Below are 25890 nucleotides of genomic sequence, written 5' to 3'. Positions count from 1 at the left end.
TCGAAATTCAATGTTTCGGCGAAGTTACCGTGTTCATCGCGGGCGCCGGCCTGCGTTACGGCCGGTCGCCAGGCGCCAGGTCTTGCCATCGCCGGAGGGCGGCCCTACGGTGTGTCATCGATGCGCATCGATGACTGCCGAAGGACCGCCCGATGAAGCCGTACACCGCAGCAGACGTGGCCCGGATCGCGGGCGTCTCGCAAAGCACGGTGTCGTATGTGATGAGCGGACGCCGGCCGATTTCCGAGGACACGCGGCGGCGTGTGCAGGAGGTGATCGAGAGGCTCACCTACGAGCCGAATCACGGGGCGCGGGCTCTTGCCGGTCAGAAGACCCGGGTGATCGGTCTCGTGGTGCCGTTCGATACTGCGGCTGACAAGGCCGGCCTGCTGCCGTTCATCGACACCATCGCGAGCACGCTGCGCGAGAAGGACTACGACCTCCTCCTGGTCACCGCGCGCGAGGGCACCCGGGGACTGAGCCGGATCGCCGGTCGCCGGTTGTGTGACGGGATCATCCTGATGGACATCAAGGCCGTCGACGACCGGATCGCCATCGCCGCGGAGCTCGGCGTACCGGTGGTTCTGATCGGAGTTCCCGACGAGCACGAGGGCCTGACGTGTGTCGATCTCGACTTCGAGAGCGCGGCGCGGCTGGCGATCGACGAGTTCGCCGACACCGGGCATGACCAGGTTGCCGTCATCGGGTATCCCGCGGCGATGACGGACGTGGGTCTGAGCTTCGTTCACCGGCTGCTGACGACGGCACGGGCGCAGGCAGCAGCTCGTGGTCTGCGGCACACGGAGATTTCGCCGATCGAGTTCGGGCGTGCCGGTGCGCGCTCAGCTGTGGAACAGATCCGGGCGTTGCATTCTCCGGACGAGCGGCTGGGCGTGTTTCTCGCCGGAAGCCACTCCCTCGACCAGTTGGTGCCGATGCTCTCCGCGGCCGGGCTCAGTCCCGGGGCGGAGCTCTCGTTGATCGCGCTGGCGACGGATGACGATGCCGCCGACGCCGAACCGCAGGTCTCGAATGTGGCGCTGGATCCGCACGAGGTCTCGTTGTCCGCCATCCGCACCCTCTTCGAATTACTCAACCAGCCCGCTGAAGGCGTGGAACGCCTCGAGCTCGTACCAACCCGTCTCACCCGCCGCGCGACCGTGATGGCTCTGCCCAGCTAGAGGAGTTCGCCATGCGATACATCAGGAAAGCTCGGCAGATCGTCGTCACCGGCCTGCTGGCCTTCGCCCTCGTGATCCCGCCTGCTGCGGGCGCGACGGCAGCAGGACAAGACGACGGTCTGCACGAACTCGTCGTGAACGGTGGGTTCGAGACGGGCGGCGATCCCTGGGTGTTCTCCGCCGGATCCGGACGCGCGACCAACAACCCGCACTCCGGGCAGGCGCTCGCGTACCTCGACGCCGGCAGCGGATACGAGGTCAGTCAACAGCTCCAGGTCGATGTCGCGGGCAACTACACCGCGACAGCCTGGATCGGGGCGAACGGCGCCGGTGGAACCTTTGGACTTCGTGATCTCGATTCCGGTGCAGTACTCGCGTCCCGGGCGTTGCCGGTCGACGGGAACTACCGGCACTACACGCTGGATCCGGTGCAGCTGACCGTCGGCCAACGGGTAGCGGTCTTCGTCGGGAGCAGCACCGAGAACTGGGTGAACTTCGATGACGTTTCGGTGAGCGCCGACATTCGGGAGCTGATCAGCTTCGCGATCGCGGGACAGCAGGGGCCATCAGCAATCGACCACACCAAACGCACCGTTGCGATCCAGGTGCCGTACGAGGCCTCTCGAAGCAGTCTCGTCGCCACGGTGAAACTTCCCGAAGGCGCCACGATCTCACCGGATCCCGCGACCCCACTGGACTACACCCAGCCGAGAACGTTTGTGATCACCGATCGCGCCGGGAACAAGACGACTTGGACGGTCAGCGTGGTCTCCGAGCAGAAGAGCATCGTCATCTCCAGCTCCAACAACAAGCTGGTCGAGACCTTCAACTGGGCCAAGTGGCGGGCGAGGCAGCACGTCCAGACCGGCAAGCGGGGGCCGATCGACGTCGAGGGACCGGTTCCCCCGAATGCGAAGCAGGCCGACTACATCCCGTCGTACTGGGCCGGCTATGCCCACCGGACAGCCTTCTACATCCGCGACTACGCGCACCAGTCGTCCGGCGCGCATCTGCTCGGCCTCGACCAGGAGAACAAGTCGATGCTCGGCGCGTACGCCGCGACGTCGACGGCGGCCCGCGATTGGTATCCGCTGTGGGCGCTCAACTTCGACGGCAGCCCGTACTTCGTCGACAACCCGAGCGACTCGTACTTCGTCCGCGAGGTACCTGCGGTGTTCGAGCTGGTCGACAAAGCCGCCGAGCAGTACCGCTGGACGGGAGACGCCTCCTACCTCAACGACCCGACGCTCTGGAACTTCTACACGAAGGCCGTGACCGAGTTCATCACTCGGCATGACACGCAAGTTCCCAACGGCGTCGCCGAGGGCACCGGGCGGGGCATCTGGTACGGCGCTGCTAGCTACAACGAGCGATCCGATGCCCAGATGGTCGAAGCCGGCGACGGCATCGCGACGCAGTACCAGGCGTTCCGCGGGTACGCCGAACTTGCGCGGGCTCGCGGAGACAAGACGGTCGCCAAGCAGTTCGACAAGCGGGCCAGCGACCTGTACGACTACTTCAACACCGAGTGGGGCATCGCGCCCGGGGCGTGGGAGTACGCGCGCGGACGCAACCCCGACGGCACGCAGGTCGCCGGCTGGGGCCAGGAGAACTCGATGTTCATGGCCTACGACGACATCATCGATCCGAACAGCCGCAAGACCGACAACTTCCTCAGCTACCTGTATCAGATGTACTCCGAACGGACACCGTCGAACATCGAGTCGAGCACCTACGTGCCGGACGTGCTGTTCGCCTACGGCCGGTCCGAGCAGGCTTGGTCGTGGATGAAGAACGTCATCATCGACCAGTTGGACAAGCCCCACGAGGTCGTCCAGCAGGGCACCAATGGCGACTACCCCGAGGTGCCGTTCACGCTCGTGTCGCAAACGGTCGAAGGTCTGGCCGGCATCGTCCCCGACGCGCCCTCGCATGCGGTCTCGACGCTGTCGCGGCTGCCGGAGGACATCGGCTGGCTGGATCTGAACCACGTCATGGTCGGCGCGCACGACATCAACGTGCGCCACGACGGCGGCACGAAGACGACCGTGACGCACAACGCCGGACCGCGGCCGTTCAAGACCACGATCAGCTTCTACGGCGGCTACGCCAAGCTCAAGGTGAACGGAAAGACGGTCACCGCGGACCACACTCTGCAGCGCGGGAAGTCGGTCAGCTCCGTCACGGTCACGCTCCCGCCGGGCGGCAAGGTTGTCGCGGAAACTACCGGGCCGAACGACCAGAAGCGCTGGGGCGACGCGATGACGACCCACCCCGCGGACTTCCAGCTGGTCTCCCCCGCGGATGGCGCCGACCGCATCGATCCCCGCAATCCCGTCCTGCAGTGGAGCCAGTCGAACAACGCCACCGAGTACGTCGTCACGGTGGCTCGCGATGCGTTGCTCAAGGACGTCGTACTGCGCACGACCGTGAAAGGCACCTCGGCTGTCATCAAGGGGCTGACGCCGGGTCGCCAGTTCTATTGGTCGGTCACCGCGGTGAACGCGCGTACTGGCCAACAGTTGCCGGTGCGCTCCGGGCCGCATACGTTCCGGACGATGCCTGCGGCTGTACCTGCAGCTCCAGCGAGTCTGCATGCCTACAGATCCGGAGACCGAGTCGCCCTGAGCTGGCAGAGTGCACCCGATGCGCTAACCGCCACCGTGGAGAGAGCCCGGGCCGGATCAGGCGACTTCGCCGTGGTTGCACCGTCTGTGACGGGCGACGGCTGGGTCGACCTCAACGCGGGCGGCGGCCCTTGGCAGTACCGCGTCGCCTCCGGGAACGAGCGCGGAAAGGGGCCTGCAGCAACCACTGACGAGGCGGCGCTCCCCTCCGACCTGAAGGACTCAGCACTCGCTGATCGCACCTGGGCGTCAGCAAGTATCGGCTGGGGCCAGCTGACCAAGAACCGGTCGGTATCCGGAGGACCGATCTCCCTGGCGGGCGTCGAGTACGCAACGGGGATCGGCACCCACGCCGCGTCCGAGATCGTGTACCAGCTCAGTCCCAAGGATGTGCGATTCTCCGCGCTGGTTGGTGTTGACGACTTCCAGCGCGGGTCGCCGTACTCGTCCGTGGTCTTTCAGGTGGAGGCAGACGGCAAGCTGGTCTACGAGTCCCCCGTCCTCCGGGGCGACTCCGCGCCCCAGCAGATCGACCTCGACGTGATGGGAGTCCAGAAGCTGCTGCTGCGCGTCACCGACGCCGGTGACGGCAACAACTCCGACCACGCCGACTGGGCGAACGCCGTACTGCATCAAGTGCACTAGGTGGATTTGTGCCGGGCTCCGCCCTCGACGTGGATCGTCTCGCCGGAGACGAAGCCGGCACGGAGGAGCCACATCACCGCGTCGGTGACGTCCTCGGTCTCGCCGTGCCGTCCGACGAAGGTTCCGGCTGCGCTCTTGGCCAGCAGTCCGGACTTCTTGTCACCAAGGCGATCCCAGGCGCCGGAGTCCACGACCCCGGGCGAGATGGCGTTGACTCGCACCGGGGCGAGATCTGCGGCCAGGTGGCGCGCGGCGTACTCGACTGCGCCGTTGGTGATTCCCTTGACCAGCGAGCCCGGCCCAGGCCGCCACCCGACGACGCCGGAGAACATCACCACCGACCCGGTCGGCCGTAGTACTGGGGCGAAGTGCTTGGCGACCAGCAACGGGCCGACCACCTTGGCTGTGAACGCAGCCAGCAGCTTGTCGCGATCCAGTTCGGTCGCCCGTACGTCGTGCGGCGCGGAACCGGTCATCACAAGGTGATCGATTCCGTCCTTCAACTGCTCTGCCGCGGCCGCGATCGTCGACTCGTCCTGCAGGTCGACCCGCACCGCGGTGCCGCCGATCTCGTGCGCCAGTACGTCGGCCGCCGCCAGATCGCGTGCACCGACGACAACGTCGTACCCGTCCTTCGCTGCTCGCCGTGCCACAGCCGCGCCGAGCGCCCGCGCCCCGCCGATGACCAGGATTCGTTCCATCTCCGTCACTCCTTCTCGTAGGATCGGGTGTAACGGTATGGTTTTGATACCGGTATCTTCAACGGAACTGGGAGCACCCCCATGGGCAAGGCGTACAACGTGATGGCAGCGACCTGCCCGAGCCGCACCGTGCTGCACCGCATCGGCGCCCGCTGGACCGTCTTCGTCGTCAACGCCCTGGACGAGGGACCGCGCCGCTTCACCGAACTCAAGACGCACATCCAGGGCATCACCCCGAAAGTCCTGACCGAAACGCTGCGCTCTCTGGAAGCCGACGGCCTGATCAGCCGGCACGAGTACGACGAGAACCCGCCGCGCGTCGAGTACGCCCTGACACCCCTGGGCCGCTCCCTGCTCATCCCCCTCCGCGCCGTCCGGCTCTGGGCCGAACAGCACGTCCCGGACATCGAAGCAGCCCGAGCCCGTCAGCCATGAACAGACCCCGCCGCGGGGGCGGGGTCTGCTCACTGGCTCTAGCCGGATGGGGCGGGGACGTAGCCGGTGGGACGGGTGGTGAAGGTTCCGCGGCCTTGGGTGCGGCTGCGCAACTGGGTTGCGTACCCGAACAGTTCGGCCAGCGGAACGGTGGCGACGATCACCATCGTGCCCGGCCGTGCGGTCGAACCCGAGATCCGGCCGCGCCGTGCCGCCAGGTCGCCGAGCACGCCGCCCATGGCGTCCTCAGGCACGGTCGCCGTGACCTCGGCGACCGGTTCCAGGAGCACCATCGCGCTGGCACGCAAGGCATCCCGGAGCCCCAGCCGGCCCGCCGTACGGAAGGCCAGCTCCGAGGAGTCCTTCGGATGGGTCGCCCCATCCGTCAGCGTGACCCGTACACCGGTCACCCGGTGCCCGCCGAGGGGACCCTCGGCCAGAGCATCCCGGCAGCCTGCCTCGACTGCGCGGACATACTCCTGCGGCACCCGGCCACCAATGACGACCGAGCGGAACGCGAAGTCGTCATCAGTGTCCTCCAGCGGTTCGACGTCGAGGGTGATCTGGGCGAACTGACCGGCTCCGCCGTCCTGCTTGACGTGCCGGTACACCAGCCCGGACACCCCACGCGCGACCGTCTCGCGGTAGGTGACCTGCGGCCGGCCGACTCCGATCTCCAGCCCGTGAGCACGACGGATCTTCTCCACCGCGACCTCGAGATGCAGCTCGCCCATGCCCGACAGCAGCGTCTGACCGGTCTCGGAATCGGTCCGGACCGTGAGCGAAGGGTCTTCCTCGACCAGTCGAGTCAGTGCCGACGCGAGCCTGTCGGTGTCGGTGCTCTTGCGAGCCTCGACTGCCACGGAGACGACCGGGTCGGTCACGACCGGCGGTTCGAGAACCAACGGTGCAGCCGGTGCGCACAGGGTTGCGCCGCTTTGGGCCAACTTCGGCCCGACGACCGCAACGATGTCACCGGCGACAGCTTGCTGGACCTCAGCGTGCTGGTCGGCCTGCACACGCAGGATCCGGCTGATCCGCTCAGTGCGTCCCACGCCCGCGTCCATCACCGTTTCTCCCTTCCGAATCGTTCCCGAATACACCCGCAGATACGTCAGCCGCCCGCTGGCGGTCGAGTTCACCTTGAACACCAACGCCGCGAACGGCGCCTTCGGATCGGCCACTCGCTCCTCCACCACACCGTCCGCCGTACCGCGCACTGCCGGCACCTCCGCCGGTGAAGGCAGATAGGCGACGACGGCATCCAGCAGCGGCTCAATACCGCGGTTGCGGTACGCCGATCCGCACAGCACCACCACGCCGGTACCGGACAGGGTCAGATCCCGCAGTGCGGCAGCCAGCGTCTCCGCCGACACCGTTGACTGCGCGTAGAACTCATCCAGTACGACGGGGTGCAGCTCGGCGACCGTCTCCTCGAGCAACCGGCGACGTTGCATCGCTTGTTCCACAAGGGCATCGGGCACCGGACTCTCCACCAGCCCGTCATTCCAGACGTACGCGCGCATCGTGAGCAGATCGATCACTCCACTGAACTCGGCTTCCTCTCCGATCGGCATCTGCACCACCAGCGGGGTCACGTGCAACCGCTCGCGAAGCGAGTCCACCGCTGCGCCGAGGTCAGCGCCGGGCCGGTCCATCTTGTTGACGAACGCGATCCGCGGCACCCCGTGCCGGTCCGCCTGCCGCCAGACCGACTCGCTCTGCGGCTCGACACCGGCGACGGCGTCGAACAGCGCGACGGCACCATCGAGCACCCGCAGCGAACGCTCCACCTCGTCGGAGAAGTCGACATGGCCCGGGGTGTCGATCAGGTTGATCGAGTGCCCGTCCCAGTCGCAGCTCACGGCCGCGGCGAAGATCGTGATCCCACGATCGCGTTCCTGCGGGTCGAAGTCGGTGACCGTCGTACCGTCGTGCACCTCGCCGCGTTTGTGCGTGGTGCCGGTCAGGTACAGGATCCGTTCGGTGACAGTGGTCTTGCCCGCGTCGACATGGGCGAGGATGCCGACGTTGCGCAGGCCGGACAGCGGGTGTTTGTGGTGTCGGTGGTCAAGGTTGGTACGCATGGCCGATGGCCTTTCGGATGATCCGGAAAAGGACAACGCGATTCGGCGACGAACAGCAGCCTGCAGGACAGGCTGGGTCAGTTCGTCGCGGACAGGTGCCGACCGCGCAGTCGGCACCCAACACCCGAAGACACCAGGATCACGTCGTACCGTGACCGGGGAGCACTCGCAGCGATGCGGTAACGCACGGCCGGGCTCCCCTCACTCGTCGATGCGCCATCGGCGGCGCTCAGTTCGATCCCAGGGTACGGCGGCCGCTCACGCCCCACCACCGGATTTTCAACGCTGCAGGCGATGGGCGGGATCCTCCCCAAACCGGTTCGGGGAGTGCGCGCTCCCCCGGCACACCACTGTGGGGAGGATTCACCCCCCGAATCAGTCCGGGATCCTCCCCAAACCGGATTGGTCTCGGCCCGTTTCCGCGCCCCTGTCTCACGCCACCACTGGCGGCTGGAGACAGGAAACCGGGGCCGGGGATCACGGGTAGCAGGTCTCCAGCCGCCGCAAGATGTCTCACGCCACCACCCGTGGCATCACGTGCGCCGTCGACCGCAGCCGCCACGCCACGCGCCAAACCAGTTAACGTCCGAAGGACCGGAGACGGGCCCTCCGGTCCTTCGGACGTTAACGCGGATCAGCCGGTGTAGGCGGCGAAGATCTGACTGAACTGGTACGGCGTTTGCGGGACGTTGGTGCAGTTGACGAGCGAGCCGTTGCAGGCGTTGCGGTCGCGGGTCATCTCCCAGAACGAGAGCATGCCGAGGTGTTTGGTGCGGGCGAAGTTCACCAGCTGGGTGGAGTGGGTCTGGTTGAAGGTACCGCCGTCGTCGTTCTTCCCGAGCATCGGCGTGACGCCGACCTTGAGCCAGGCCTGGGCATCGGTGAGAGCCGGCCAGAGTGACTTGATCTGGTTGAAGGTGCTCTGCGCGGCCTGTACGGCGAAGTCTCCGTAGTTGCCGGAGGATCGGTTGTAGTCCATCGCCATGATGTTGACCAGGTCGAGGTTGATGCCGTTGTCACGAGCGGACTTGAGGACCGCGAACCCGTTCGCGTCGAGGCCCTCGGGCAGGACCGGCAGCGTCAGCGAGATCTTCAGTGCGGGCCGGTTGCTCTGCAGGATGGCGAGCGCTTGGGAGCGCCGGGCGATCGATGCCGGATCGGCAACCGCGCCGCCTTCGATGTCCACGTCCAGGTAGCGCAACTGGTAGGCGTCGACGACTGCCTGGTACTCGGCCGCGGTCGCCTGGGCGGACGAGCAGACCTGAGCGAGTTCGCTACCAGCGGCGCCGCCGAAGGAGATCTTCACGTCACCACCGCGAGCCCGGATCGCGTCGATCTGGTCCTTGCCCCAGGCCGTCCGGGGATCGTAAGCGCCGAACCAGCTCGCCTTGCAGCCGCCGCTCCCGGTGACAAAGCCGAGCGTGAAGGACCGCAGATTGCCTGCGGTGGCCATCGCCGTGAGCGAAGGCGTCGGCCAAGCACCCCTATCGACGTACGGCGCAACTGGTACCAGCGATCCAGCCGGGCCGGACACGGTCGTCGCGCTGACCGTGTTGGAGGCCGGCGACGAGTTCCCGGCGGCATCATGCGCCTTCACAGTGAACGTGTACGCCGTACCCGGGCTGAGCCCGCCGACCGTGCCGGTGGTTCCGTCCGTGGTGATCAGCACGGCGCCGCCGGAGTAGACGTCGTACCCGGTGACTCCGACGTTGTCGGTGGATGCGTTCCAGGCCAGCGAGACCGTGCTGGTGCTGGTCGCGGTGACGCGGGCGTTGCCGGGCGCGGTCGGCGCGCTGGTGTCGCCCGCCCCGCCGGCGCAGAGGCCGCCGTTGACCCGGCAGTTCGCCGGCCGGGCGGGACCGTGGGCGATGAACCCGAAGGTCGCAGATTGACCGGCCGCTAGCGGAGCGTTCCAGCTCGCGTTGTTGGCGACGACATGATTCCCGCTGCGGCTGATGACGGAGTCCCAGGAGCTGGTGATATCCGTTCCGGTCGCGAGATCGAACTCGACCCGCCAGCTGCTGATGGTGGCCGCGGTGCCGTTGGTGATCGTGTAGGCGGCTTGGAAGTTGCCGTCCCACTCACCGGTCAGGGCATACGCCGCCGTGACCGAGCCGGCCGCTGTCGCCGAAGGCGCGACAACGAACGGAGCGAGCAGGAGGGCGAGGACAGTGAGCAGAACACGTGATCTGGGGCGGATCATGGGTGCCTCCGGGCAACTGTTCAAATATTAACAAGCAATGTTCTCTAAATAAGGTTTCCAGTCAAGAGCTCGCGCAGGCCGGCCCGGGCCGGCCGAGCTGCCCGACGGCGATACTTTCGCTTGCCTGCGGCAAGCTCATCGCCGCCGACGAGGCGCGGCCCTTGGGGGCCTTGGGCAAGTAGTGCGGAACTCCGCCGGGTTAGATCAGCGTAGGTAATTGTCGTTTTCGCTTGACCCGCGTCCGCGTTCCCCTCGACAGTTGTCGACGTTCGACCGGCGCTGAACGGGTTCCCCCATCCCCTGGTGTCCGGCGGCTACTTTCCCTTGCCCTGCTCGCGTTTCGACGCCCTGCGAACCGGAGTACATCTATGCGAATGACTGATATCCAGCGTTGTGAGGTCCGGCCCGGCCATCTCGTGGAGTGGACTGTTCATCCGTCCACCATCGAGGCCGCGACCGGCCTACCTGAGGATTCCCGCCCACCGAGCTACGTGCAGGAGTCCCACGTGCAGACCGCGCGTTCGGTGCGCGACGGCGGCCTGTTCGTGCCGACCTGGCTGGGCACCGCGTTCGATATCCCGGGGCCGGTCGATCTCGACGTACTGCAGGAAGCGCTTCGCCTCTGGACGCTGCGCCACGAGACGATGCGCAGCGGTTTCCGCTCGGTCGACGGCGAGATGCGGCGCTTCACGCTGGAGGCAGCTTCCCTGCAGCTGCACCGGCAGGACGTCGGCAACTTTCCCGACGCCGAGGTGCTGACGCAGTACATGCAAGACCGGTTCGACGTCGCGGCGGACGCGCTGAGCTGGCCGAACTTCATCTACACGGCCGTCGTCCGGGACGACAGCACGAGCGTCTACCTGGCGTTCGACCACAGCAACGTGGACGCCTACTCGATCTATCGCATCCCCACCGAGATCCACGAGCTCTACACAGCGGGCCTCGACGGCCGCACCGAGGACGCCGTGCCGGTCGCCAGCTACGTCGACTTCAGCGCCGTCGAACGCACGAAGGCCGATCAGGTCGAGGTGAACGATCCGATCGTCGATCGCTGGCGCGAGTTCGTGGCGAACTGCGACGGGAAGCTCCCGAACTTCCCCCTCGACCTCGGTCTCGATCCCGAAGGCCCACTGCCCACCCAGAAGTTCCTCCAGGAGATGCTCGTCGACGACGCCGACGCGGCAGCCTTCGAGAACCGCTGTCGCCCGTACGGCGGCAGTCTGGTCGGAGTGCTCGCAGCCACTGCCCTCATCGTGCGCGACCTCACCGGCCAAGAGGTCTATCGCACCGTCGCCCCGTTCCACACCAGGGTCAAGTCGGAGTGGTCCGAATCGGTCGGTTGGTATGTCGGTGGTGCGCCGCTCGAGATTTCGGTCTCCGAGGCAACAGACTTCGACGGCGCGCTCGACTCGGTCCGCAAGGAGCTTCGCCGGAACCGGCCGATGTCGCGAGTGCCCGTCGCCCGCGTGCTCCAGCTACTGGGCACCGACTTCCGTCCCACCTCCCCCGACCTGTACTCGATCGTCTCGTTCGCCGACGGCCGCAGCGTCGCGGGATCGGAGCGGTGGCAGGAGCTCAAGGCCTACGGCCTCATCAGGGTCTCGTACGGCGACCAGGTGTGCGTGTGGATCAGCCGGGTCCACGAAGGCCTGCAGTTCGCCTGCCGCTACCCCGACACCGACGCGGCCTACAAGAGCATGAGCCTGTACGTCGAGCGCCTCCGCGACCTGATGCTCGCAGCAGGCTGAACGCGATGTAGAGCCGCCCGGTTCTCAGCGTGCACTCAGCGTGGTGGCGCGAGTCTGGCCCGCATGACCACAACTACCGCGCCACCACGGATGTTGCTGAACAAGGTGCCTGAAGTCACCATCTGGTTCTGGCTGATCAAGATTCTCTGCACAACCGTCGGCGAGAGCTTCGCCGACTGGATCAACATGCAGCTCGGTGTCGGCCTCGTCGCCACCGCTGTCATCTTCACCGTCGCCTTCGCCGCGGTCCTGGCCTGGCAGGTCAGGACCCGTCGCTACCGCCCGGCCGCGTACTGGCTCACCGTCGTGGTCGTCAGCGTGACCGGCACGCTCTACACCGACATCCTCACCGACCAGCTCGGCGTACCGCTGTGGATCAGTACGACGGTCTTCGCCGTCGCGCTCGCGGTCGTCTTCGGCATCTGGTGGGTCCGCGAACGCACCCTGTCGATCCACAGCATCGTCACCCGCCCCCGCGAAGCCTTCTACTGGCTCGCCGTGCTCGTCACCTTCGCACTCGGTACGGCGTCCGGCGACTGGACGCTTGAGCTCACCGGCTGGAGCCCCGGTGTCTCGGTGCTCCTCCCCCTCGCCCTGATCGCGATCGTCACCGCGTGCTGGCGACTCGGTGCGAACCCGGTCCTGACCTTCTGGCTCGTCTACATCCTGACCCGCCCGCTCGGCGCCAACCTCGGCGACTGGCTCGCCGCGCCAACGGTGCCCGACCGAGGACTCGGCCTCGGCACCTTGGCCACGAGTGTCATCTTCCTGAGCGCGATCCTGGCGACCGTCGTCTATCTGACCTTCACCAAGTCCGACGTCATCGACGAGCACCAGTACGACGACCAGGTGGCCAAGTACCACCGCCGCCACCGCGAGTGGCCGCTGATCGGCGTCATGGCCGCCGCCACGATCGCAACCGCCGTACTCCTGAACTGGGCGTCGGCCCAACCGCACGCCAACGCCGCCGCGGAAAAGGAGGGCCCGGCAACCAATGTCCATCTGAGCCCGGCCGAGGCTGTTGCCCACTTCCCTGCGACCGACATCGCCCAGTTCCGCACGCTGGTGAAAGGGATGAACGACGACCTCGCGAAGAACGACCAGCCCGCACTGAACAGCGCAGTCGACGCCTACGAGAAAGCCTGGGACGACGACCAGGACAAGCTCCAACCGCTCGACGGCACCGCCTGGGACTTCATCGACGGCCAGAACGACGGCCTGTTCACCGCGGTCCGCGACAACAAGGATCCCGCCGCCGAGAAGACCGCCGTACAAGCCCTGCTCAAGACCCTCGGGTGATCAGGTCGCGCTGATCGTGCCGGCCGTCAGGAGGATGAGCAGAGCCATGCCGAGTAGGACGCGGTAGAGGGCGAAGACCTCGATCGAGTGTTTCGTGACGAAGCGGAGCAACCAGGCAACGGAGGCGTAAGCCACGATGAAGCTCACGACTGTGCCGACGATCAGCGCGCCCGCGCCGACGCCGCCGTGCAGGGCGTCCTTCAGCTCGTACACACCGGCCCCGGCCAAAGCGGGGATGCCGAGCAGGAAGGCGATCCGGGTCGCTGCCACCCGGTCGAGACCGCGGAACAGGCCCGCCGAGATCGTCGCACCGGAGCGGGACACTCCGGGGATCAGCGCGATGCACTGCACGAGTCCCATCACCACCGCATCCGGCATCGTGATCGCGGTCAGCGGACGGGTCTTCCGGCTCAACCGCTCGGCCGCGACCATGACGACCGACCACCCGATCAACGCGCCGGCCACCCACCACAGACTGCGCAGCGGACCCGAGATGATGCCTTTGGCAAGGAATCCGACGATGCCGATCGGCACCGAGCCGACGATCACGTACCAGCCCATCCGGTAGTCGAACTCCTCCCGCCGGCCAGAGTCCGCGAGCCCGCGTACCCAGGCCACCACGATCCGCCGGATGTCACCCCAGAAGTAGAGAACAACCGCCGCGATCGCACCGACCTGGATCACCGCCGTGTAGCCGGTGACCGACGGGTCGTCGATCCGCAGCCCCAGCAACTTCGACGCGATGGTCAGATGGCCGGTGCTGCTGACCGGCAGGAACTCGGTCAGTCCTTCGACGATGCCGAGGATGATCGAGTCCCAGATCGTCACGAGGTGTGTCAACTGCTCTCTCCAAGCTTCCGGTACGGCTGTCCGGCGCGACCGTAATCAACGCCCGCTGAGCATCAGCTGAGAGGACGTCACCGACTAGTCTCGGATCAGGAAGGGCGGTGTCCGGTGTCAGTACTGCGAACGGTCGTCGGCCGGTTGCGCAGATCCAGCGTGCGCAGCCGGTCCACTGCGGCGGCAGTCCCCGTCGCGATGGCCCTCGTCGCCGCGCTCAGGGCGGCACCACTGCGACCGTCACGCTGCCGATGGACTGATCGACCGCGTCACTCAGCCGATTCTCAGCGGGCAGCGACGACACTGGCTGTATGCGGGTGCTGATCGTGGAGGACGAAGTCCGGCTGGCCGAGACGGTACGCCGCGGCCTCAGTGACGCCGGATTCGTGGTCGAGATGGTGCACAACGGCGAAGACGCCCTCTGGGCGGCCACCGAGCACACCTACGACGTCATCGTCCTCGACATCATGCTGCCCAAGGTCAGCGGCTATAAGGTCCTCGAACAACTCCGGGCCCGCGGCGTCTGGACCCCGGTCCTGATGCTGACCGCCAAGGACGGCGAGTACGACCAGACCGACGCGTTCGACCTCGGTGCCGACGACTACCTGACCAAGCCGTTCAGCTTCCTGATCCTGGTCGCCCGGCTGCGCGCGTTGATCCGGCGCGGCGGTCCGGAGCGCCCCGTCGTACTGACAGCCGGCGACCTGGTCCTCGACCCCGCCCGCAAACGCGTGGAACGGGCCGGACAGGCCATCGTGCTGACACCCCGCGAGTACGGTCTGCTCGAGTACCTGATGCGCCACCGCGGCGACGTCGTCAGCAAGGCCGACATCCTGCAGAACGTCTGGGACCCTGCCTTCGACGGCGACGACAACGTGGTCGAGGTCTATATCCGGTACCTCCGCCTGAAGCTCGACGCACCCTTCGGGCGGCAAGCCCTGGAAACCGTTCGCGGCATGGGCTACCGCCTCGACGAGCACGGTGGATGACATCGCCACCGCGCTCGCCGTACTCAGAGGTCAGCCGTCGGATTCCGGGGCTGGGATGGCGGCGCCGGGGACGTCGGCGGGGGCGTAGAGCTTGTCCTCGCCGGGGTAGGGCTTCGACCATTCGTGCGCCTGGTACCAGTCGAAGTGGTTCATCTGCGCGGGGTTGGCGAAGTCGGCCCGGGCGTCGGGACCGGTCAGCCGTTGCTGTGACTTCCAGGTCTCCCATTGGGCCGCGAGAGCCTGCTGGTCGGCCGGGACGGTCGCCGTCGGCGCGGGCGCGGCCGCCGGGTTCTGCGCGGCGGGAACGTCCGCACCACACGGCGGCAGGGTCTTCAGTCCGGCGGTCAACGACGTGCGGTTCGGCAGAGCGGCGTACGGGGTGTAGTCCGGCTTGGCCGTGAACGCCGTCGTCATCGGGCTGGCGGCGCTGTCCTTCTGGTTCATCGGGTGGATGCCGAGGATCTGCTCGATGGTCCGGATCATCGTGATCTGCGTGTAGTACCGGCTGTCGACCGCGGCGTGCTGCGCGTACGGGCTGATGATCTGGATCGGCGCCCGGTGCCCGTCGATGTGGTCGAGGCCGGCCTGGGAGTCGTCCTCGACGACGAAGATCGCCGAGTCCTTCCAGTACTTGCTGTGCGAGATCGTGTCGACCATCTTGCCGACCGCGAGGTCGTTGTCGGCGACCTGGGCGGCGCCGTTCGGCGGGCCGCCGGTGTGGTCGTTGGACAGCCAGAACATGTTCAGGTTGGCCGGACCGAACTTCTCGAAGTCACGCTTCCAGATCTCGGTCTTGTAGATGTCCGGGACGCTGGTATCGAACTGCGGGAAGCCCTGCACGGACACGTTGTTCAGCGACGGGATCGCCGAACCGACCTTGATCGGGTACTGCGTGTCCGCGCCGGTCGCGACCATGTTCTTCGTGTCGCAGTAGTAGTCCTGCCAGGTCGCGCCGGCCGGCTTCTGCTCGATCGACAGGAACTCACCGAAGTTCCTGACCGACTTGCCCGCCGCCTGCGCGCCGGTCCAGATGAAGCCGCTCTGCTGGTGGCCGAGGGCATCGTCCTCGGTGTCGTAGCTGCGCAGGTACTCACCGGCCGACGACTCCGTGTACTCCGGGTTGTCGGCCTGCATCAGCCAGTTGTGCCCCTCGGCGGAGTTCGTGCCGATGTCGTAGGTGTTGTCGTAGAGCCCGAACTGCTGGGCCAGCGCGTGCTGGTTGGGCGTCACGTTCTCGCCGTACTGCGCCAGCGCGGGATCACCGTTGCCCTGCGGAATGTCGCCGTACAGCTGGTCGTAGGTCCGGTTCTCCTTGACGATCAGGAAGACGTGCTTGATCGTCGACGGCTCACCGAGCCGGCTCGGCACGGGCACCGGCTTCTGGTGACCGCGGCCAGTCAGGACCGAACCCTTCGTCCAGCCGTTCTGCTGGAAGACCTGCGACGTCAGCTTGCGGATCGCGTGGTCGTCCGGCAGCTTGAACCGCTGCAGGCTCGAGGTCGTGTCGTGGGTGCCGTGCCCGGCCGCCGCCGTCGGACGGCGGGCGTCGATGCCCCGCGTGTTCGAGACCAGTACGTCGTTGCCGACCGTGGTGATCTCGGCCGGGAAGTAGTCGGTCGGAATCAGGCCAAGGTAGCTGACCGGCTCCTGCGCGGTTCGGTACTTGTAGACCGCGACCGCGTTGGCCCGACCCAGCGTTACCAGCAGATGCCCGTCATCGGTCAGCGTGACCGCGTCGGGTTCGTACCCGACCGATGCTTCCGGCCACGGCTGCGTCGCGATGGTCTGCACGACCTTGTCCTTGCGCGTGTCGATGACCGAGACGTCGTTCGTCGCCGTGTTGGTGACGAACACCGCGCCGTTCTTCGCGTACAGCGCCGTCGGGTGCAGGCCGACCCGGATGCTTGCCGGTACGGCGTTCGCCGCGGCCACGTTGATCACGCTGACCGTTCCGGTGGTGGTGGCGCCGGTGAACGAACTGGCCGGGACCTGAGTGTTGTAGGAGTTGAGCGTGCTCTCCCCCGGCTTGGCCGGCCGACCACCTTCGTTACTGACATAGAGTTTGTCGCAGACTAGCACCAGATCGCGGGGCGCGTTGCCGACTGCCCAGCTCTGCCGGATCGCGCCGGATGCGGTGTCGATCGCCACCACGCGGTTCTGACCGTTGACGGCGGCGTACGCGGTCGCGCCGTCGGCCGAGAACACCGGCTCGGCGGCCAGCGCATGCTTGGCCCCGTCGGCCGGGATCGCCACGAACGTCGGATTGCTGAGGCTGCCGTCCGCGTTCACCGTGAACCGGCGATAGCCGTCCGTCTGTCCCAGCCACAACTGTGATCCATCGGGCGAGTACGTCGGCCCTTCCTGGCCGATGTCATTCCCCGGGATGCGCAGGTTGGCGGCGGCGTTGTTGCCGATGGTCTGCTGAACCTTCCAGCCCTTCAGGTCGACGATCGCCAGCGCCAGCCCGCCGTCGGTGATCGAGGCCGCCAGGTGCGTGCCGTCCGGACTGACCGAGGACGACATGATCTTGCCGTTGTTGATGACGAGGCGTTCGCCGAGCGGCTTCAGGTACTGATCGCTGGACACGACCAGACCCTTGTCCGTGGTCTGACCGACCTGGTCGTGACCGAACATGTCGGTCTTCGCGACGGCGAGGCTCGAGCCCGCGGCCGCGAGCGCGACCGCCGTCATACCGGCTGTGAAGCGTGAGATCCGGCGCCCGGTCCGCGCCTTTGAGCGCCTGCGGCGTGTCACCTGCATGGCTTATCCCTTCGAGAGGAGTTCGACCGAACCGTCGAACTGCCAGAGCGGATTCGGCTGGTCACCGGCGGGCGTCTGCACCAGGAAGTAGCCGTTGACTTCCTTCGGCCCGTCGCCATCGGCGACGTACCGCCCGTTCGGTGTGAGGTCGAGCTGGTAGATGGCGGTTCCGGCGGCGTCGATGCCGGGGAGGTGCCAGGTGACGACGCAGCGCCAGTCGTTGCCCGGCCCTTCCGCGGCACGCTGACCACCGCCCTTGGTACAGGCTGCTGTCGTCTGCAGTTGTGCTTCGGTGACGTCGGGGCGATTCAATTCTTTGGTCTGCAGGCGATACAGATGCGCGAAGCCGGTGGCGACCGACTGCTGCACCTTGTCCTGAGTGATACCGGAACCGGTCGCGCCTGCCGCGGCGAGCACCCCGGTCGTCAGACCGCCCAGGACGAGGAGCGGTACGACGCCGCCGAGGATCGCTCGGCGCGCTGAACCGTCATCGATCAGGTTGGTGAAGTCGCGACGCAGGAACAGCCGGTACGCCGCGGCAGTCGCGACCACGGCCCACGCCAGGCTGACGGCGATACCGATCAACAGTGGTCCGACCTGTGCCGGGGTGGCGAAGAGACCGTTCCAGGAGATGAACGCGTAGCCCGGCAGCGCGAGGCGGACGTCGACCGGGATCGGCAACTGCTGAGCGAGTTGCATGGCGAGCGCGACGATCGCCGGTACCAGCAGACCTGTTGGTGATCGGCCAAGCGCGATCGATCCGAGCAACCCGATGGCAGCCAGCGCCAGCGTCGGGGCGAGCACGCAGACCCACGCGAGCAGGACTCGCCCGGCCGCATCCGCCGGGCTCAGCAGAGCCCCATCCAGGCCGATCAACGGCTGGTTGCCGACTGCAACGAGTCCGCCGACGATGCTAGAGGCAACCAATCCGGCTACCAGCAGCAGGATGACGGTCAGGCCGGCCAGCGACTTCGCGGCGAAGATCCGCCGCGGCGACCGGACGGCGACGAGCAGGTGCCGCCACGTCCCGAGGCGGTCCTCGGCGGCGAACACATCACCGGCCACGACCGAGGTCAGCAACGGCAGCGCCCAGATCCCGGAGAATCCGAGCACGACCAGCGGTCCGGCCCAAGCGGTGGCATGCATCCAGCGACCGAACAATGTGTCGGCCGGGAGCGAGCCCTGCTGACTCACCGCCGCTACGAAAACGGCCGGCGCGATCCAGCAGGCAAGGACCAGCAGACGGACTCGCCATTGCGACATCAGCTTGACCAGCTCGAAGCGGTAGGCCCGCCCGACGGAAACTCGACTGGCTGCCGGTACGGCGGCCTCGGCGATCGCGGTCATCGGTTCGGCTCCTGCTGGTCGGTGATGGCGAGGAACGCAGCCTCGAGCGGCGACACCACCGGCGCGAGCTCACGGATGGCGACACCCGCACCGACGAGCCGGACCACCAGTTCGTCGAGGGCCGGCACTCCCGCCCGCACCACCAGCCAGGTGGTCTCGTCCGCGACCGTGATTCCAGGGGTTCCCGCAGCGACCTGGCGGGCGGCCTCGGCATCGGAGGTGACGAGCCGGTAGTCGAGCTCACCGGTCTCGGCCGCCAACTTGGTCAAGGGACCGGAGAAGACGACTCGCCCGGTCGAGAGGATGGTGACCTCGGAACACAGCTCCTCGAGGTCGTCCATCCGGTGGCTCGACACCACCACCGCCGTACCGTCGGCTGCGAGTCGCGACAGGACTCCGTGGACGTGCCGCTTGCCCGCTGGGTCGAGTCCGTTGGACGGCTCATCCAGGACAAGGAGTCGTGGTTTGGTCAACATGGCGGCCGCCAGCCCGAGCCGTTGCCGCATACCGAGCGAGAAGCCGCGGACCCGGTCATCGGCGACGTCAGTCAGCCCGACCTCTGCGAGCGCCTCATCGATCCCTGCTGACCGCGCATCACGCCCACGCAGGGCGGCCAGCGCGGCGAGATTCTTCCGCGCCGTCAGCGACGGGTAGAGCCCGGGCCCGTCGACGAACCCGGTAACTCCATCGGGAGCGGCGAGCGCCCGGCCGACCGGCGTACCGAAGATTTCGAGCGTCCCGCTGTCGGCCACCGCCAGCCCGAGCAGAAGCCCGAGCAACGTCGTCTTCCCCGCACCGTTCGGTCCGGCCAGCCCGTGAATCCGGCCCGGCTCCACCTCCAGCTCGACCCCGTCGAGCGCCACGACCTCACCGAAGCACTTGACGATCCCCCGGGCTCGGACAGCGCGGGGCGACGCAGACTTCATCAAGAACACTCCGTGGGGGCCGGAACATTGTGGCGGACAACCTGGGCAACGTTGTCACCAATTGTCCGCGCGGTCACCGCCCAGTCAATGACTCGAAGGTGAACAGTTGTAAACCCGGTCGGGATCAGCCCGGATCCGGGCTGAAGAAGTCGATGAGTTCCCGGGCCACTGCCTCTGGTTGTTCGATGGGCAGGAAGTGACCGCAGGCATCGATCATCGCGACGCGGACGTCATCGCCCTGCTGAGTCCAGACTCCTTGCATCGCTGCGAAGTTGTTCGGTGAGGCAAGACCCAGCATCGGCACGGAGACCTTGCCGTAGGTCTTGAAGTCGGCAACGTCCTGGTCGAAAGTCTGGAACCAGCCGTCACCGGCCCGGATCGCATCGGCCGTTTCGTAAGCCCGCGCATAGGCCTGTCGGTCGGCCTCCCCGACCTTGCTGCGGTCGACCAGGTGGGCCTCGAAGACGTAGTCCACGACGTACCGCATCCGCCCGGTCAGCAACTGCTCGGGCAGGCCGCGCAGCTGGTTGAGCGCGAACCACCACAGGTTCGGCGCACCGTCGGACGGGAGCAGCTTGAGCCCGTACAGGCTGGCATCCGGATGGCCGACCTCCATCATCGCCACCTTCGCGATGGCCTCCGGATGGTTGACCGCATAGCTGAACGCCACCATCGAGCCGATGTCATGGCCGGCAATGCTGACCTTCGAGTAGCCAAGGTGGCGCGCGAGCTCGTAGATGTCCTCGGCCATCGTCTTCTTGTCATAGCCCGACTCCGGCTTCGCCGAGAGCCCCATCCCGCGCAGGTCGACCGCGATCACCCGGAACCGCTGCGCCAGCCGCGGCATCAGGTGGCGAAACTCCCGCCACGTCACCGGCCACCCCGGCAACAACACCAGCGGCTCACCCTCCCCACCAGCCACGTAGTGCAGCGTCGTCCCGTTCACCTCGGCAAACGCGCTGCGGAAGTCCCCCGGCAGCTCCGCAGCCAGTACGGCGTCATCCTTCAAGTCCACGAATCTGCTCCTCTGCGGTCAGTGCTCAAACAATTGACCGGATTAGCGAGGAACTTGTGACAGGCCGGGGGCTTCGGCGGCGTGGAGGAGTCCGTTCTTGTCGACTGAGTCGTCGGTGATGATCGGGTTGCCCCAGACCAACGCTTCGTAGGCGGTGGTGTTGGGGATCGCCATGCAGAGGTGCTGGTTGGGGATGCCCATGCCGTGGACCTCGGCGCGGAGGCCGAAGCTTTCGGCGAGGTGGGCGATGCGGAGGGCGCCGGTGACGCCGCCCTTCAGGCCGGACGACGTGCGCACGTAGGTCGCCGTACCGGCCTGGATGAAATCGGCGGTGTTGAAGTGGGCGCCGTCGCTGGTCTCGCCGACGAGGAGCGGTACGCCGACGCGCTCGGCCAGCCAGCGGTGGCTGGTGATGTTGAACTCGCGCATCGGCTCCTCGTACCAGCGGAAGTCGAGATCGGTCAGCACCTTGCCGAGCTGGATGGCGTCCGGGAGGTCGAAGCCGGCCGAGCCGTCGTACATCAGGTCGATGTCGTCACCGACGTGCTCCCGCAATCGCCTGCAGAGCAGGGCATCCCGCCGTACGTCGCCCCACGCGTGCAGCTTGATCGACCGGAAGCCACGCTCCAGACACTGGTCGGCGATGTCGAGATACTCCTCGACAGACGAGTAGGTGACAGTCGACGCGTACGCCGGAATCTCGGTGCGGTAGGTCCCGAGCAGCGCGTGCACGGGCAGCCCGGCGAGCTGGCCGGCGATGTCCCACAACGCGATGTCGACGAGCCCGAGGAAGTACAGCGGGAACTCCTCGATCCGGTCGAGCTCCCACATCCGGTGCCACAGCCACTCGCGGTGCAGCGCGTTCTGGCCGATCAGGTCGTCGCGCACCCGCCGCTCGACCAGGTCTTTGGCGATCACCCCGCGCGGTGTGGACGCCTGGCCGACGACGCCGTCCCGGGTCGTGATCTTCAGTACGCCGCCCTGCAGCGCGGGCTCGGATCCGGGGAGTCCGTCCCGCCAGCGGAACGGATGCATAGCCGGTACGTCGACCAGTTCCACCTCGACGCGGTCGATCAGACTCACTGCGGTGCCGCCTTCAGTCGGTCCCGAATCCGCTGCTCGAACTGGGACTGGGTGGTGTCGATGTGCTGGATCATCGCCGTACCGGCCTTGTCCGCGTCACCGGCCCCGATCGCCTCGGCGATGTGCACGTGCTGCTGCGCGGCGACCTCGAGCGAGCCCGGCAGTCCGCCGGCGAACAGCAATCGGTCGGACTGTTCCTTGAAGTCGCGCAACGAGGTGACCGCCGCCTGCAGGAAGACATTGGCCGAGGCTTCAGCCACCGCGTCATGGAACAACCTGTCCTGCTCCCGGAACGCAGCATGATCCTGATGCGCCTGGACGGACGCCTCGGCCGCAGCTCGGATCGTCCGGACCTGAGCCGGCCGGGCGAGCGTCGCTGCGAGCCGGGCGGCCTCGGCCTCGATCAGCCGGCGGTGATCGAACAGCATCGCGACATGCGCTAGGTCGGTCGGCTGGAAGTACCCGACCTGGTTGTCCGCGTCCGCGTTGGAGGGCACGGACACATAGATGCCCGCACCCTTCCGTACGGCGAGGCGCCCGACCGCCGCGAGGACCTTGATCGCCTCGCGGGTCACCGACCGGCCGGTCCCGAGGATCTCGGCCAGCCCCTTCTCGGTCGGCAACCGGTCCCCCGGGCGGAGGTCATGCTCGGCGATGTACGCGAGCAGTTGCTCGGCCACTACCTCGTACCCCGGCCGATAGCTGGGCCCGTCGTTCATGTGTACACCGCGCTCATCCATACACCTGGAGTTCGTAGATACTGCCACCGTTGAAGTTCGACCCGACCACTGTCAGCCGAACATATCGCGCCTGGACGGGCGTCGTACGGATCGACGGATTACGACCGGCACTCGTGGCGACGGCGGTGTGGTCGTCGAACATCGACCAAGTGGTGCCGTCGAGCGAGTACTCCAGTTTGTACTTGTAGCCACTCGGCAACTCGAAGTTCGTCACGATGCTCTTCACCGCGGTCGGTGCGCCGAGGTCGACCTGGAACCACGACGGGTCCGGCAGTCCGAGCCCCTGCGCCCAACGGGTGCTCAGATCACCGTCGACACCGAGCCCCGGGACATTCGGCTCGGAGTACGACGAGACTGTGACCGGCTTGCCGACCGCGAGTCCGGCCTCGGCCGGCATGGTCACGTCGGCGGCCGGGCTGGCCGGGGACGCGTTCAGGTTGGCGTCACGTGCCACCACCGTGAAACTGTGCCGGGAACCTGCCGTCAGGCCATCCACCCGCAACTGGTTCAGCGGGGTGGCGGCGATCTTCTGGCCGTCCTGGTAGACCACGTAGCTGGTCACGCCGACGTTGTCGGTGCCGGTCGGCCAGCTGAGGTCGAGCGTGGTCGGCAGCAGCACGTTCACGGTCGGCTTCGGCAGTGCGGCCGGAGGTTCCTGATCAGGCGTCGTGGGAGCGAGCTTCCCGTACGCCTGGATCTCGTAGATGCTGCCGCCGTTGAAGTTCGAGCCGACGATGGTCAGGCGGAGATAGCGACCGCGCACACTCGCCGGCACCGAGGAGTAGTTGTCCGACTGGGTCGTCGCCACGGCCGTGTGGTCCTCGAAGGTGATCCAGTCACTCCCGTCGGACGAGACCTCGAGTTTGTAGCGATATCCGTTGCTGAGCTCAAAGGTGGTGACGACCCCACTGACGTCGTACTGGGCGCCGAGGTCGACCTGCAGCCAGGACGGGTCCGGGAGACCGAGGCCCTGGGCCCAGCGAGTGGAGAGCTTGCCGTCGACCGCCAGCGCCGGGAGGTTCGGTTCGGAGAACGACGAGACGGTCACGTTCTTGCCCAGGGCAATGTCCTCACTGGCGGGCATGGTGACGCTGACCGCTGAGCTGACGCACGATTCGTTGCCGGCGGCATCACGAGCGGTGACGGTGAAGGTGTAGCCCTGCCCAGCAGTCAGACCAGTCACACGCGCTGACGCACTTTGGGAGGCGCTGACCAGTTTGCCGTTCGCGTAGACGGAATAGCCGGTGACGCCGGTCTGGTCGGTCGACGCGGGCCAGCTCAGGTCGGCGATCGTCGGGAAGCTCGTCCGTACGACGGGCTTGCCGGGCCCGGTCGGCGCGATCTGGTCGGTCGGCGCGGGTTGCGGGTCGAGATACCGGTACGCCGGTTCGAGGCCGGCGTTGGTGACGATCGACGCCGGCAATTGGTCGCAGCTCGGGACCACGGGGTTGTTCGCGATCGTCGAGTCCAGGCTGTTGGCCTGGGTCGCCGAGCGCGGCTGGGTGGTGAAGTTGCGCTGGGCATCGATGTTCAGGCCGTGGTTGAGGAACAACCACAGACCCTGGACGTTGCACAACGCGTTCCCGGTGGTGGTGAAGTCGCGACTGCCTTCGTCGTGGTAGATCGCGCCGTACGCCGGACTCGGGGTGTCCTTGATGTAGTTGCCGGTGACAACACTGCCGGGCTGCATGCTCAACGTGTAGATCGCACCGCCGTCGGCCTGGCGCTTCATGATGTCGCTGATCGCGTTGTCGCGGATCACGTTGTTCTTGGCCGTGGTCGGGGTGTCGTAGATCGGGATCCCGAAGTTGCCCGGGTAGTTGGTGTCACCACCGACATCGGTGTTGCCCCAGCCCCAACCGACCGAGATCCCGCTGTACGGCAGGTCGCGAATCGTGTTGTGCTCGATCACCGTGTGCTCGGTGTAGCCGGCCATGACGGCCAGCGATCCCGAGTAGTCGGCCGCGGCCTTGGTGATCAGGTTGTTGCTCACCAGGTTGTCCTTGGTGATCGCCCGTACGTCGTCCGGGTGGTGATCGATGATGTCCGTGCCGCCGACCTGGATGCCAGTCGCGGCGATGTCGCGGAAGATGTTGCCGCGAATCGTGCTGCCCTGCGAACCGGTGTTCAGATTCAGGCCGACCGCACCGAGATGGGTAAACGTGCTGCCGGTGAACGAGATGTTCCGGCTGTAGCCCACGTTCACGGCACCGGGCGTCTTCTCCCAGTACAAACGCGAGTGGTCGAAGTCGGGCCAGTTCGGGCCGTTGATCCGGAAGCCGGCCTGACCCTCGACCATCCCGTCGTCGCTGCTCGGGTCGAGCCAGTTCGAGTAGGCGAACGTGATGCCGTCGAACCTGATGTTCTGCACCGGATCCGTCAGGGTCCCGGTGACGTTCACCAGATCCTGCACCTGCGGGACCACCACAGTCGCGTTGGCGGGATTCTGTCCGAGGTAGTAAACGTCGCCCGAGCTCTTGTCGAGATACCACTCACCAGGCGTGTCCAGCAGTTCGTACGCGTTCTCGATCCAGGTCGGGTTCTGAATCTCTTCGCCCTTGTGCAGGTTGGCGTTCCAGTAGCAAGGCTGCTGCATCGTGACCGTCGTACCTTCGACGGACTGCACCGGGCAGCGGTAGTGCATCCAGCCCCACCGGCTGTTGACCTCGATGTCGCCCTGGTTCTTCCAGCCCACCATGCTTCGCGTGCTGTCGGTGAAGCCGGTCGCGGTCTTCGACCAGCCGGGCGGATTCTCAGGACCGCGAGCCCGCTGCTGGCGTTCCCCGTTCACGTAGAGCTGGCGGAAGTCGATCGCGCCGACGTGCGCCTTGTAGATGCCCTTGGCCGGATCGGAGAGCGTCCAGCCGGTCACCAGCCGGCCGCCGTCCACCGTCACCTTGGCACCAGGCTGCGCCTGGTAGATCACCTGATGCCCGTTCCGCCCAGAGTCGGCACTCGTCAGCTGGAACGTGCTGGTCCGGTCATAGTCACCGCCCAGCAGTACGACGCGAATGTCCGCGCGCTGGTTCTTCGTGAGCTTGCGGACCTGGTCACGCGCCTGCTCGAGTGACCCGAACGGCCGGGCCAGTGTCCCGGAACCCGAGCCGCCGGACGGAGCGACGTACAGGGTGGTGACAGTGGCGGCTGAGGCGACGGGAACGACGGTTGCGGGCAGCGCGAGGCTGGCCAGGACGGCAAGAAGCCGGCGGGCGGAACGCGGCATGGCGGCACCTATCTGGACGGATAGATCAGATCAATCGGTGC

General features: G+C 66.8%; 17 protein-coding genes. 6 read left to right on the top strand and 11 right to left on the bottom strand.

Features of this window, described 5'->3' with window-relative positions; genetic code table 11:
* The first annotated feature begins 152 nt into the window (after positions 1-152).
* Positions 153-1181, top strand: coding sequence for a LacI family DNA-binding transcriptional regulator (locus ACFVWG_RS19995; protein WP_391544817.1), 1029 nt, complete (start codon positions 153-155; stop codon positions 1179-1181).
* Positions 1182-1192: 11 nt separating this feature from the next.
* Positions 1193-4453, top strand: a complete 3261-nt coding sequence (locus ACFVWG_RS19990; protein WP_391544816.1) for an NPCBM/NEW2 domain-containing protein — start codon at positions 1193-1195, stop codon at positions 4451-4453.
* Here ACFVWG_RS19990 and ACFVWG_RS19985 read toward each other — a convergent pair.
* The gene (locus ACFVWG_RS19985) at positions 4450-5154 is read right to left on the bottom strand and encodes an SDR family NAD(P)-dependent oxidoreductase (protein ID WP_391544815.1); all 705 of its coding nucleotides are present in this window, start codon (positions 5152-5154) and stop codon (positions 4450-4452) included. The genes ACFVWG_RS19990 and ACFVWG_RS19985 overlap by 4 nt on opposite strands.
* Positions 5155-5235: 81 nt before the next feature.
* Here ACFVWG_RS19985 and ACFVWG_RS19980 point away from each other — a divergent pair, with 81 nt between their 5' ends.
* Positions 5236-5589, top strand: coding sequence for a winged helix-turn-helix transcriptional regulator (locus ACFVWG_RS19980; RefSeq protein ID WP_391544814.1), 354 nt, complete (start codon positions 5236-5238; stop codon positions 5587-5589).
* Positions 5590-5627: 38 nt separating this feature from the next.
* Here the strand turns inward: ACFVWG_RS19980 and fusA are convergent, their stop codons facing one another.
* Together fusA and ACFVWG_RS19970 are read right to left on the bottom strand one after the other, a co-directional pair.
* Positions 5628-7676 (bottom strand): elongation factor G, encoded by a 2049-nt coding sequence (gene fusA, locus ACFVWG_RS19975; protein WP_391544813.1) that lies wholly within the window; start codon positions 7674-7676, stop codon positions 5628-5630.
* A gap of 634 nt (positions 7677-8310) precedes the next feature.
* Complete coding sequence (locus ACFVWG_RS19970; RefSeq protein ID WP_391544812.1) at positions 8311-9879, bottom strand: cellulose binding domain-containing protein; 1569 nt, start codon at positions 9877-9879, stop codon at positions 8311-8313.
* A 374-nt stretch (positions 9880-10253) separates the two neighbouring features.
* Here ACFVWG_RS19970 and ACFVWG_RS19965 point away from each other — a divergent pair, with 374 nt between their 5' ends.
* Together ACFVWG_RS19965 and ACFVWG_RS19960 are read left to right on the top strand one after the other, a co-directional pair.
* Positions 10254-11627 (top strand): condensation domain-containing protein, encoded by a 1374-nt coding sequence (locus ACFVWG_RS19965; protein ID WP_391544811.1) that lies wholly within the window; start codon positions 10254-10256, stop codon positions 11625-11627.
* Positions 11628-11690: 63 nt separating this feature from the next.
* On the top strand, positions 11691-12926 hold the full coding sequence (locus ACFVWG_RS19960) for a hypothetical protein (RefSeq protein WP_391544810.1): 1236 nt from the start codon (positions 11691-11693) through the stop codon (positions 12924-12926).
* Here ACFVWG_RS19960 and ACFVWG_RS19955 read toward each other — a convergent pair whose 3' ends face one another.
* Positions 12927-13754: an undecaprenyl-diphosphate phosphatase gene (locus tag ACFVWG_RS19955; protein ID WP_391545092.1), complete on the bottom strand. Its 828-nt coding sequence runs from the start codon at positions 13752-13754 to the stop codon at positions 12927-12929.
* A gap of 323 nt (positions 13755-14077) precedes the next feature.
* Here ACFVWG_RS19955 and ACFVWG_RS19950 point away from each other — a divergent pair, with 323 nt between their 5' ends.
* Complete coding sequence (locus ACFVWG_RS19950) at positions 14078-14755, top strand: response regulator transcription factor (RefSeq protein WP_391544809.1); 678 nt, start codon at positions 14078-14080, stop codon at positions 14753-14755.
* A gap of 30 nt (positions 14756-14785) precedes the next feature.
* On the opposite strand, the gene ACFVWG_RS19945 is transcribed toward ACFVWG_RS19950, so the two are convergent.
* The 7 genes from ACFVWG_RS19945 to ACFVWG_RS19915 form a co-directional block, all read right to left on the bottom strand.
* Positions 14786-17515, bottom strand: a complete 2730-nt coding sequence (locus ACFVWG_RS19945; protein ID WP_391544808.1) for a phosphoesterase — start codon at positions 17513-17515, stop codon at positions 14786-14788.
* Between the two features lie 3 nt (positions 17516-17518).
* Complete coding sequence (locus ACFVWG_RS19940) at positions 17519-18862, bottom strand: ABC transporter permease (RefSeq protein ID WP_391544807.1); 1344 nt, start codon at positions 18860-18862, stop codon at positions 17519-17521.
* Positions 18859-19788 (bottom strand): ABC transporter ATP-binding protein, encoded by a 930-nt coding sequence (locus ACFVWG_RS19935; protein ID WP_391544806.1) that lies wholly within the window; start codon positions 19786-19788, stop codon positions 18859-18861. Before ACFVWG_RS19935 ends, ACFVWG_RS19940 begins: the two co-directional genes overlap by 4 nt.
* 124 nt (positions 19789-19912) lie before the next feature.
* On the bottom strand, positions 19913-20803 hold the full coding sequence (locus ACFVWG_RS19930) for an alpha/beta fold hydrolase (protein WP_391544805.1): 891 nt from the start codon (positions 20801-20803) through the stop codon (positions 19913-19915).
* A gap of 42 nt (positions 20804-20845) precedes the next feature.
* A complete protein-coding gene (locus tag ACFVWG_RS19925; protein ID WP_391544804.1) occupies positions 20846-21886 on the bottom strand; it encodes an enolase C-terminal domain-like protein in 1041 nt (346 codons plus the stop codon).
* Complete coding sequence (locus tag ACFVWG_RS19920; RefSeq protein WP_391544803.1) at positions 21883-22605, bottom strand: FadR/GntR family transcriptional regulator; 723 nt, start codon at positions 22603-22605, stop codon at positions 21883-21885. The genes ACFVWG_RS19925 and ACFVWG_RS19920 overlap by 4 nt, the downstream gene beginning before the upstream one ends.
* Positions 22606-22618: 13 nt before the next feature.
* Positions 22619-25849: a discoidin domain-containing protein gene (locus ACFVWG_RS19915; RefSeq protein WP_391544802.1), complete on the bottom strand. Its 3231-nt coding sequence runs from the start codon at positions 25847-25849 to the stop codon at positions 22619-22621.
* Between the last annotated feature and the right edge of the window lie 41 nt (positions 25850-25890).

The sequence above is a fragment of the Kribbella sp. NPDC058245 genome (genome assembly GCF_042882005.1).
Taxonomy (GTDB): Bacteria; Actinomycetota; Actinomycetes; order Propionibacteriales; family Kribbellaceae; genus Kribbella.
The sequence above is the reverse complement of the archived record's forward strand: the minus strand, read 5'-3'. Positions and strand labels throughout refer to the sequence as shown.